Origin of the sequence: Brasilonema bromeliae SPC951 (assembly GCF_012912135.1) — a bacterium.
Lineage (GTDB): Bacteria > Cyanobacteriota > Cyanobacteriia > Cyanobacteriales > Nostocaceae > Brasilonema > Brasilonema bromeliae.
Genome location: NZ_QMEB01000232.1, coordinates 1 through 10,922 on the forward strand (window position 1 = coordinate 1; position 10,922 = coordinate 10,922).

The window sequence follows — 10,922 nt, forward strand, 5'->3', positions numbered from 1 at the left end:
GCCACAGGGTTTTCATCTCACCCACTATAAATAGTAATAATCATCTTTTGGGCGTGAGGGATTGGGTTTCAACTGAGCAACGACTTTCGGAACAATCGTCGGTCCAAGTTGACAGTATCCCAGATAAACTGAACGAATAGCTGTTACAATTTGTTCTATTGGAGTGTGTTTCAATAAGTAACCAAGTGCCCCTGCTTGTAGTGACTGCCAGACATACTCGTCATCATCAAATGTCGTGAGTACTAATATCCGTATCCAAGGATAACGCTGAATAATCTCACGAGTTGCCGTCACTCCATCGTAAACTGGCATTCGGACATCCATCAAAATAACATCAGGTTGGAGGTGTTGCGTGAGGGCGAGCGCCTCGCGTCCATGACTCGCTTGTCCAACTACATCCAAATCCGCTGAAGCTGATAATAGTGTGGCTAAGTCCTGGCGAAAGATATCCTGATCATCAACAACTAAAAGGCGAATCATAACGGAAGTATGATTTGAATCTGCGTACCTGAACCTGGAGTACTATTGATGGTTAATTGACCTCTCAATAGTTGAACTCGTTCTTCAATACCTTGTAATCCTAAGCCTAAATGGGGTATTTTTGGATCAAACCCTTGACCATTATCTGCTAGTTCTATCAAGATACCTTCAGGCGTAGACAAACCTCGAAAACGAACCGCAGAAGCATGAGCATACTTTTGAATGTTAATTAGTCCTTCTTTGACTATACAATAAATGTGATGACTAGTTTGCAATGACAGTTGTGGTAAGTTAATCTCCCATTGGACGCTCAAAGCTTGATTGTGGCGAAGCTGTTCGAGCAGAGTCGTTAAAGCTTGATTGAGATTAAAATCCGATTGACGCATCATTTTCAACGAGCGATTGACATCCTCAATACACTGACTCGCCAAAAATTGAGCTGTATCTACAACTTCACAAACTCCATCAATATCGTGTTGTCGAAGTTTTTGTTGGGCGACAGTTAACCGACTGTTGAGGTTCGTTAGACTATGTCCTAGAGAATCGTGAATGTCGCGTGCAATCCGAGTGCGTTCTAGTGTAGTTGCTAGGGTTTCCACTTGCTCAGCTAAAGCTTCGGCACGTTTTCGACTTTTCTGTTCTACAATCACCATAAAACTAAAAGCAATTATGAAGACAGTGACGACGAGATTATCTGATAGATAGCTCAAAATCATCTGTTGAATTTGTTTGTGCTCTTCTAGATTGACACATAACGCTGAATTCAATTGAACATATTCAGGAAGTGCCAAAACAAAGGTTAATACTCCAAGAAGAACAGTGAATATAACAGTTAATATCAGATTTTTTCGATTCAGTAAAAAGCAGCTTTTAGCAATGTACAAGTAGAGAAATAATTCGATTCCAATTCCTGTCACCCTCATGAAGAGTGCTAATATAATTCCGGAAAGGACATATGCTTGCCTTTGCCAAAGCGGACGGTAAATTGGAAAGACTAAACTTAACCAAGTATATCCACAAAGACAGAAAAAAACTTGTAAAGTTGTTGTGATTGAAACTTGAAACATTCCATCAAGTATAAAACCTAAAGTCACTCCAATCATCATCACCCACTCGACATAACGCAAAATCGTGCAGAATGATGGGGAAGAGAACATATTCAGTTTCATGGCAAGCAAAGCAGCAAAGATTGCCTAAAAGATACTAAAAACTAGAGTAGAGTATTCCCTTTGAATTTCTCTATGACATTTTACCTTGGATGATTCCACGCCTGCGGTGGAAGCGTTTTTGGAGTGGTTTGGGAACTGTGTTACTCGTGGTTTATTTTTCTGCTACTTTTCCACTCACCATCGCTGTCGCCAAAAAAGGATTAGTTACTTTTATTCCCCCCGATCCTGGTACAACCGCAGATGCAATTGTTGTACTCGGACGGGGGGTACCATTTAGAGATTCAAGGGTTGAGGTTGTAGCTGAACTGTGGAGGAATCATCGCGCACCATTCATTTTTGCCAGTGGTTTAGGAGATGGTTCTGAAATTGTCCAACAACTCAAAGCAAAAGGTATTCCTGATACTGCGTTAGGAGAAGAACACTGTTCTCAAACCACCAAGGAAAACGCACTGTTCACCGCATCAATCTTACAACCACGGGGAATCAAGCAAATTCTGCTAGTCACGGATTCTCCACACATGTTGCGTTCGCGACTCACTTTTAAAAGTGTGGGCTTTGAAGTCATGTCGCATACAAGTCCCATACCATCTGAATTCACTCCGACCAAAAAAGCAATGCTCATGTTTTATGAGTATATGGGATTAGTTAGCTACGGTTTGCGAGGGGACTTTCTCAAACACAACTTACCTCAACAGAAAAACCCACCTGTCGCGAAAGTTAAGAACTCGGCAAATTTTAACCTGCAAAAACAGCATATCGAGGATAACAGAGATATCAGTTATCCTCTTTAAGCACAGCTATGGGTAAGCGAGTCGTACAAAAGTCCTTCTGTATTTCCTAGGGAGACGCTACGTGTTCAAAGTATGCACTTGCGACTCAGCGTGTCCCAAAGGGACTTACGCGCAGCGTGTCCGTAGGGAATATTCTCAATTCTGACTCTGTGGTTCTTTCTTGGTGATAAATTCCCTCTAGCAACCTTTCCTCAGGATAGAAATCTAAGGAAACTTTTATCTCAAAATCTTCTGAAGTCTTACTATCTGTGATTGATAGAGAATGAGATAGACTCCCACCATCCTTGACAGAGGAAAATTGTTTTTTGAAGGGAGAAAATTCTAAAGTAACTCTAATTTCAAGTTTCCCTTTTTGTCTACCATTGTTATTAGGAACAAGCAGTTCACATTGGATTTCCGGTTTCAGGGAGAATTCCCACTCAACTCGATTAAATATGCCTGTAATATTCCTCTTTTTGAAGTATTTTTTAACAAATTTGTCCTGACACGAAAAAATTAAATCATTTCCCTTTGGCTCAAAATATTCAAGCACTTTTTTAACTATTTGAACTGCATTAAAAATTTTATCTCCTAAAAAAAGAACATCATCCTCTTGTTCCAATCGCTGGAATTGGTTACTCAACATGTTAAAATAACCTCCTTACTAATCCCGAGTTCTTGAGATTCTCTTACAATCCTTGCCACAAAATTGAATTTCGTCAAATAAAGTACATGGTAGATGCCTAGAAGGCGGTGATACAGCCCTCTGTGGCGGGTTTACCGCCTCCTGGTGACTGAAAGAACAGCCATAGGACTGTAGACGCGGGGAGCGCTGCTTACCGCTGGCTAGGGTAGAGTAGGGTAGGATAGACAGACGAATATAGACAATTAATTTACTTTATTTTTCTGCGTAGATTGCGTGTTCAAAACTACATTTTTTCATATTTTACTATACTATTCAACTTAATTAAAGTCTTGTGAGAAATAGATTTTCCTAACAAAAGATGTAAATATTTACACTTATTTCCTCTTGTTGGAATGTAAAGACAGGTCATATTGTAAAAGTTGTTATATATACTCAATTATTGATTTCAGACTTTCACACTGAAGTAGTCATCATTATTGTATATTCAAGATTTAAAAAAAAATTATGATAAAAATATCCCGTATATTTTCTTAGATAAATGACAAACGTTCAGTGTATTTACTGTGTAAAAAGGAAATATATATCTTTGTCTAGTTTCATCAAAACATGACATAAGCATAAATTAAGCTAATTACTCTATTGTTATTTAATATTTAATTTTTATTGAAGAAATAACTTTTTGATAACTGACGAAAATATAGCGGTTCTCATTTGAATCACACAATGTGAAAGTGCATGTACTTTCACTAGCTCCGTGTGTATTGCACCCAACACCACCAAGCGCTATATTCACTCTGTTGAGGATGTTTTAGAAGTATTGTTTTAAATACGTGGATCTTCGATATCCCTCTAAATCCACGGCTAGTGCTACAACGGGACGCCACATGCACCGACTGTCGGGCGTTGCGCGACGCCAGTCGCACTCAAAGCGGGAACCTCCAAGGGCGCTTACGCTCCCCCTGTTGAGGAGGTGCTGTTCAGATCTACGACAATTTTGTGTACTCAATGAGACTTTCCAAACATCCTCTTGTGAAGAAGTTTAACGCGTTGCAAAAGTGCTGTCGAACTAACAGCAGGGAAATATCCTGTTGTGCATAGTTTGGGGTTTTTATTTCAAACAGGTATGAGCATATTTGAATTTCTGTTAATTTTGCTATCTTCACACACTCCTAAAATGGTGCGTTACACTACATTAACGAACCCCACGCATTCAATATTTATTTGTATAGCAGTTATTCATCTCAACGGGTAGAGACGGTTCAAACAGCACACATATTGAAAATCTCTATTTTACTTTATAAGAGTAAAAATTTAATCATAATGTCAAATCTCAAATTTCAACTTATTTATGTCTGAAGAACTTAATTTTCAAGGTCATGGTATGGATCGCCTCCCTCCCCAAAACATTGAGGCGGAAGAAGCGATATTGGGGGGGATTTTGCTAGATCCGGAAGCGATGAGTAGAGTGAGCGATCGCCTCATTCCAGAAGCCTTTTATCTAAACCCTCATAAAGATATCTATCAAGCCGCTGTCAGGTTACATACTCAAGGTAAACCTACAGACTTGCTTGCAGTGATAAATTGGCTAAACGACCACGATATGCTAAGCCGTGTTGGCGGTAGAAATAAATTAATTTCATTAGTAGATCGTACAGTGTCAGCCGTTAATATCGACGCCTTAGCAGATTTAGTTATGGAAAAATACCTGCGGCGTCGGTTAATCAAAGGTGGTAATGAAATTGTCCATCTGGGTTATCAGACAGAAACTGAGTTACCAACTGTTTTAGATGAAGCAGAACAAAAAGTCTTCAGCATCACTCAAGAACGTTCCCAAGTTGGTCTGGTTCACATTTCTAACACCCTGATTAATACTTTCCAAGATATTGAAACTCGCCATCAAGGTATCGCCCTACCAGGAATTCCTTGCGGCTTTTATGATTTAGACGGTATGACGAGCGGTTTTCAACGTTCTGATTTGATTATTGTTGCTGGTCGCCCATCAATGGGAAAAACCGCTTTCTGTCTCAATCTTGCTCATAACATTGCTGCTTCATATAAATTACCAGTTGCTATCTTCAGCTTAGAAATGTCAAAAGAACAACTGGCGCAGCGGTTGTTAGCAAGTGAGGCGGGAATTGAAACTGGTTATTTGCGGAGTGGACGCATCAGCCAAACTCAATGGGAACCCTTAAGCCGTGCGATTGGTATGCTCTCTGATATGCCAATTCATATTGACGATACGCCAAATATTACAGTCACAGAAATGCGAAGTCAAGCCCGGCGTTTGCAAACAGAATTAAATACAGAACTAGGACTCATTATTATAGATTACTTGCAATTAATGGAAGGAGCGGGCGATAACCGCGTGCAAGAATTATCAAAAATTACCCGAAATCTTAAAGGTTTAGCGCGTGAATTAAATGTCCCAGTGATTGCTCTTTCTCAGTTGAGTCGAGGAGTAGAATCACGTACGAACAAGCGTCCCATGTTATCTGATTTGAGAGAAAGTGGAAGTATTGAGCAAGATGCGGATTTAGTTATTATGTTGTACAGAGATGATTACTATAACAGCGATACCGCAGATAGAGGAATTGCTGAGGTGATCATAGCTAAGCACCGCAATGGTCCAACAGGTACTGTTAAACTCTTGTTTGACCCACAATTGACGAAGTTTAAAAATTTTGCCAGACCGAATAATTATTGAAAATGAATGAGTAGTTCGTGGTAAGTTATTCAGAACTATTTTATTTTATGCATGTTCACCCGGAAATAAATTTCCGGGCTAATAGCCGAAGTCCGTTAAAACGGACTAAATACAATAAAAGTCGGTTTTAACTGACTTAAGGTACTCGGTGTGGGACTTGAGTTCCAGGTAGATTTCGGAAGAATGAAATAACCAAGGGTTTGTTATCAATAGTTATGATTAATAACTAACAACAAACTACTAACTATGAATTATTACTGAACTTTCAGCAACTCCACATCAAAAATCAAAGTAGCGTTGGGTGGAATGACACCACCAGCACCACGAGCACCATAACCTAAGTCTGAAGGTATAATTAATTGACGACGACCACCTACTTTCATAGTACTTAGTCCTTCGTCCCAGCCTTTGATAACTTGTCCAACACCTAGTTTGAAACTAAAGGGTTGACCGCGATCGCGTGAGCTATCGAACTTAGTACCATCTTCTAAAGTCCCGGTGTAGTGAACTACAACTGTTTGTCCTGTTTTAGGAGTCGCCCCAGTCCCCTCTTTTAACTCAGTGTACTTAAGTCCAGAGGGCGTGGTGACGACATTGGCTTCAGACATATTTTTTTTGCTCGCAATAAGGGTATTGTTTTCTTGTACCTGAATGGGTGCTGGAGTTGTTTCGGTCAACTGGGTCGCAACAGCGATATCTTGTTTGTTACCGCTAATTTGCGCAAATACCAAAACCAAAACACAAGCCAGCATGAAGCCCATGCTGAGTAAAATCGCTTTCAAAATGCATCCTCCCTACTCAGTATTTTGGAAATGTAAGATAACCAGTAGGACAAAACTTAGTTTAAATCACAAAGCGACCCTTAACGCCAAAGCTTATTTTCTAAATCACGCACTTGACGCTCTAAACGGTCAATTCTACCACGGAGTTCGTCCACTTCCGACTGACGAGGCACCCCCAAATCCTGTAACATATTCCGCAGTTGTCGTTGCATATTAGAATCCCAATTTCCCTGCTCCGACTTCAACTGCTGTACCATATCATCCATAACCGCTTTTGCTTGCTCGGGATCAAGCTTACCATCCTTAACAAGTTGCTCGCTGACTTCCCGCAGTTTATCTGCTACCAAGGACGTTGTCCCAAGACCTATCGTTAATAACTGCTTCATCCAGTTGTTGTTGTCCATAATCCCTTTCTATCACTTTTTTCAAATCAAACGTCCCTTTCTCATAAATCTACCCTATAGATCTATGGTGCAAGGATAATTAATATAGACTACACCTCTATTCTGACAAACACACACAAAGGATCAAAAGTGTGATAATCGAACAATTTTAGGTGAAAGTTCCGCCCGAACAAACAGTCAAGTGAGTATCAAGTGCGGAAATTTCCGCAGAAATAAGCAGGCGAGAATTACCCACTATTCTTAAATTTGAATGAAATTTGAAATCGCTATTTTAGTCAGTTCTGGGGGAAAACCAGTCATGTTAGAGTTTAACCTGCCGAAGTACTTACCCTCTGCCGAAGAATTACCCGACTCTGACGATACTCCTGTGGATAACGAATTGCAAGAATTGATACCAGGCTTGCTGAAAGCGATACTGCTGATACTATGGGCAGAACGCATGGACTGGTTTTTTGGCATAGACATGGGTATTTATTATCACCCAGATAAACCGGCAATTGTGCCAGATGGGTTTTTGAGTTTGGGGGTAGAGCGAGTTTATGATGAGGAATTACGACCAAGTTATGTCCTATGGGACGAAAACGTTCTCCCGACTTTAGTGCTAGAAGTTGTTTCTCAAAATTATCGCAAAGAATACAGCACGAAAAAAGAAGAATATGCAGCGCTGGGTGTGTTGTATTATGTGATTTACTCTTCCCGGCGTCGCCGCAAACCACGTTTGGAAGTGCATCGGTTAGTGGATGATAAGTATGAATTGCAAGAGGGAAACCCTGTTTGGCTACCGGAAGTTGGTTTAGGAATTGGTTGTGAACGCGGGACTTATGGAGGCGTAACGCGAGAGTGGCTTTATTGGTACAATGAGCAAGGGAAACGTTACCCCACGCCAGAAGAACGTATTCAAGCAGCAGAACAACGAACACGAAGGCTGGCAGAAAAATTGCGTGAGTTAGGAGTAGATCCGGAGAGTATTGGTTAAGGCGATCGCATTTCTTGAGTTAAGGTTAGTTAAGGCGATCGCATTTCTTGAGTTGTCCGATTGCTAAAATTACCTTAAACTCAGGAAACATGACTGACGCTGGTGTATATACTCTTAGTCAAGAGCTTGGCAAACAAGAGTATTACGCCTATGGACTTTTTAACCGCTTGGGGAGTTAGTACTGCTGTTGGATTTCTCTTCCAACCAGTAATGAAACAATTTGCCCAGGATTTAGGCAAAGATTTATTAAAAGATATACTCAAAGATGTATTCAAAGCTATCCCCAGCCAGATTTTACAGAAACTGAAAAAGGAAGAAATAGATATTGCTGCTGGGAAAGCACTTAAAGAGTTTTTGTCACTCGTCCAGCAAGAATTAGAAGATGCTGATATTCCTGATAACGAAATTAGGGAGTATTATAACGAACCGCTACAAAAATTTCTGAAAGATGAAAAAGTTAAAGAAATCCTGGGAACTCCTTTTCAGGATGAATGTAATGAACTAGATACAAGAAGTTTACAAACTCTTTGGAACGAAAAGAAATTGTTACATTTGCCAAGGAAATTTGATTGGACAAAGCTTGGTAAGCGTTACGTTAAAAAAGTCAAAGCGATTATTCAAGACTCATCTGAACTGAGAGCAATTCTAGATTCCAAAAATCTTGAAAAAATTGAAAAAAACACAACAGAGACTGCTGGCATTATACCCGACTTCAATTTCAAACAATATCAAGAAGCAATTCGCGAGCGCTACGCCAATATAAAACTAGATAGTATAGATACCAGCGGTTACGCCTATAACGAATTGCGGCTATGGCGAATCTTTATTCCTCAAAACGTGCGAGAAGTTCACCAAGTCTTACCACAAGTTCACGAACTCCCCAAAGAACATCTCCGACGACTGCGAGAAAAGAACGAACTAGAAGCAGAAGAAATTGCAATAGAAGAATTAGAACGTCACAAGCGAGATTATTTTGAACAAAAAGTTTATTCAGTTAAAGATATTGTCGAAGACAAGCAGAACTATAAATATATAGTGATTTTGGGTGATCCAGGTTCAGGTAAATCTACATTGTTGCAGTACCTTGCATTAGATTGGGTAGAACAAACACTTGATCAGCTTCATAAGAAAAATCATCTGCCAATTCCGTTACTGATTGAGTTACGTGCTTATATGCGGCGACGGGAGGACAAAGAATGCAATAATTTTCTGGAATTCTTCCATAAATGTAGCGGTGTCATTCAGAACCTCAATCAGCATCAATTGCAGGAACAACTCAAGGCTGGTAACGCCTTGGTGATGTTTGATGGTTTGGATGAAGTTTTTGATCCTGGTAGGCGCGAAGATGTGATTACAGATATTCATCGCTTCACTAATGAGTATCCCAATGTGCAGGTGATTGTCACTTCTCGCGTGATTGGATATAAAGCGCAACGGCTGCGAGATGCTGAGTTTAAGCATTTCATGCTGCAAGATTTAGAACCAGAACAAATTCAGGATTTTATCAATCGTTGGCATTCTGACACTTTTACTGACAAGATTGATGGAGAGAGAAAAAAAGAGCGACTACAAAGAGCCATTGACACGTCAAACTCGATAGCAGAACTTGCAGGAAATCCCTTATTGTTAACGATGATGGCAATTTTGAATCGTAACCAAGAATTGCCAAGAGACAGACCAGAACTTTATAATCAAGCGTCGCGGGTGCTGCTGCATCAGTGGGATGTGGAACGTGCTTTGGTGGAAGATAAGAGGTTAGATCCAAAAACAATAGATTATAAAGATAAGCAAGCAATGTTGCGTCAAGTTGCTTACCATATGCAAACTAGTGAGAAAGGTTTGGCAGGCAATTTGATAAGTGCGAATGATTTAGAAAGGATTCTGACTGAGTATTTAAAAACCATAGAAGTTGACAAAGCTAGAGAAGTTGCGAGGGTGATGATAAATCAACTGCGGACTCGCAACTTTATGTTATGTTTCCTGGGTGCGGATTATTATGCTTTTGTTCATCGGACATTTTTGGAATATTTCTGCGCTTGGGAATTTGTCTGGCAGTTTAAAGAGACGCGATCGCTGGGAATTGAAGAACTCAAGACGCAAGTTTTTGGCAAACACTGGCATGATGAAACTTGGCATGAAGTCTTGCGGCTGATTGCAGGAATGATTGAGCCGAAGTTTGTTGGGGAAATTTTGGAATATTTAATGGTGCAAAATGGCGAGTCGGAGAAATTTAGCAACTTGTTTTTGGCGACTAAGTGTCTTTCTGATGTGAGGAATAGAACGGTAATTGCAAAAACTGCTCAGCAATTACTAAACCGCTTTAAAGACTTAACCAAATACGACTTAAATTATTATTACGATCCCAGGCAAGATGAGGAAGAGAGAAAACTCGTTCAGAAAATTCGTACCGAAGCAGTTGCAGCAATTGCAACAACTTGGAAAGATGACGCTGATACTTTCGCCATCCTCAAAACTCGCGCTACTGCTGATAATTCGTTTGTGCGACGTGCAGCAATCGAAGCATTAGCCAGCAACTACAAAGATGACGCCCAGACTTTAGCCATCCTCAAAACTCGCGCTACTGATAATGATGATTGGGATGTGCGATATGCAGCAGTCCAAGCATTAGCCAGCAACTACAAAGATGACGCCCAGACTTTAGCCTGGCTCAAAACTCGCGCTACTGTTGATGATAATTCAGGTGTGCGACGTGCAGCAGTCAAAGCATTAGCCAGCAACTACAAAGATGACGCCCAGACTTTAGCCTTCCTCAAAACTCGTGCTACTGCTGATGATAGTTCAGGTGTGCGAAGTGCAGCAGTCGAAGCATTAGTCAGCAACTACAAAGATGACGCCCAGACTTTAGCCTTCCTCAAAACTCGTGCTACTGCTGATGATAGTTCAGGTGTGCGAAGTGCAGCAGTCGAAGCATTAGTCAGCAACTACAAAGATGACGCCCAGACTTTAGCCTTCCTCAAAACTCGTGCTACT

9 protein-coding genes are annotated in these 10,922 nt (G+C 40.5%); 4 read left to right on the top strand and 5 right to left on the bottom strand.

Annotated elements, in window-relative coordinates; genetic code table 11:
* Positions 1 to 24 precede the first annotated feature (24 nt).
* On the bottom strand, positions 25 to 480 hold the full coding sequence (locus tag DP116_RS23200) for a response regulator (RefSeq protein WP_169157417.1): 456 nt from the start codon (positions 478 to 480) through the stop codon (positions 25 to 27).
* Positions 477 to 1,637: a sensor histidine kinase gene (locus tag DP116_RS23205; RefSeq protein WP_211173463.1), complete on the bottom strand. Its 1,161-nt coding sequence runs from the start codon at positions 1,635 to 1,637 to the stop codon at positions 477 to 479. The genes DP116_RS23200 and DP116_RS23205 overlap by 4 nt, the downstream gene beginning before the upstream one ends.
* A gap of 101 nt (positions 1,638 to 1,738) precedes the next feature.
* Here DP116_RS23205 and DP116_RS23210 point away from each other — a divergent pair, with 101 nt between their 5' ends.
* A complete protein-coding gene (locus DP116_RS23210; RefSeq protein ID WP_169157419.1) occupies positions 1,739 to 2,440 on the top strand; it encodes a YdcF family protein in 702 nt (233 codons plus the stop codon).
* Positions 2,441 to 2,525: 85 nt separating this feature from the next.
* Here DP116_RS23210 and DP116_RS23215 read toward each other — a convergent pair whose 3' ends face one another.
* Complete coding sequence (locus DP116_RS23215) at positions 2,526 to 3,041, bottom strand: KGK domain-containing protein (protein WP_169157420.1); 516 nt, start codon at positions 3,039 to 3,041, stop codon at positions 2,526 to 2,528.
* 1,372 nt (positions 3,042 to 4,413) lie between these two features.
* Here DP116_RS23215 and dnaB point away from each other — a divergent pair.
* Positions 4,414 to 5,769 carry a replicative DNA helicase gene (gene dnaB / locus DP116_RS23220; RefSeq protein WP_169157421.1) on the top strand — a complete coding sequence of 452 codons (1,356 nt, stop codon included), beginning with the start codon at positions 4,414 to 4,416 and terminating at the stop codon, positions 5,767 to 5,769.
* A gap of 254 nt (positions 5,770 to 6,023) precedes the next feature.
* Here dnaB and DP116_RS23225 read toward each other — a convergent pair whose 3' ends face one another.
* A complete protein-coding gene (locus tag DP116_RS23225) occupies positions 6,024 to 6,551 on the bottom strand; it encodes an FKBP-type peptidyl-prolyl cis-trans isomerase (protein ID WP_169157422.1) in 528 nt (175 codons plus the stop codon).
* Positions 6,552 to 6,631: 80 nt separating this feature from the next.
* Positions 6,632 to 6,955, bottom strand: a complete 324-nt coding sequence (locus DP116_RS23230; RefSeq protein WP_048872036.1) for a phasin family protein — start codon at positions 6,953 to 6,955, stop codon at positions 6,632 to 6,634.
* Positions 6,956 to 7,253: 298 nt separating this feature from the next.
* Here DP116_RS23230 and DP116_RS23235 point away from each other — a divergent pair, with 298 nt between their 5' ends.
* Entirely contained in the window at positions 7,254 to 7,931 is a 678-nt protein-coding gene (locus DP116_RS23235; protein WP_169157424.1) for a Uma2 family endonuclease, read from the top strand.
* 150 nt (positions 7,932 to 8,081) lie between these two features.
* On the top strand, positions 8,082 to 10,922 hold a 2,841-nt coding region (locus DP116_RS23240), incomplete at its 3' end, for an NACHT domain-containing protein (protein WP_169157423.1).

What these genes read in the sequence shown, in the direction of transcription:
- DP116_RS23200 (WP_169157417.1), bottom strand. Translation starts at nt 480, where the DNA reads ATGATTCGCCTTTTAGTTGTTGATGATCAGGATATCTTTCGCCAGGAC.
- DP116_RS23205 (WP_211173463.1), bottom strand. Translation starts at nt 1,637, where the DNA reads ATGTTCTCTTCCCCATCATTCTGCACGATTTTGCGTTATGTCGAGTGG.
- DP116_RS23210 (WP_169157419.1), top strand. Translation starts at nt 1,739, where the DNA reads ATGATTCCACGCCTGCGGTGGAAGCGTTTTTGGAGTGGTTTGGGAACT.
- dnaB (WP_169157421.1), top strand. Translation starts at nt 4,414, where the DNA reads ATGTCTGAAGAACTTAATTTTCAAGGTCATGGTATGGATCGCCTCCCT.
- DP116_RS23230 (WP_048872036.1), bottom strand. Translation starts at nt 6,955, where the DNA reads ATGGACAACAACAACTGGATGAAGCAGTTATTAACGATAGGTCTTGGG.
- DP116_RS23235 (WP_169157424.1), top strand. Translation starts at nt 7,254, where the DNA reads ATGTTAGAGTTTAACCTGCCGAAGTACTTACCCTCTGCCGAAGAATTA.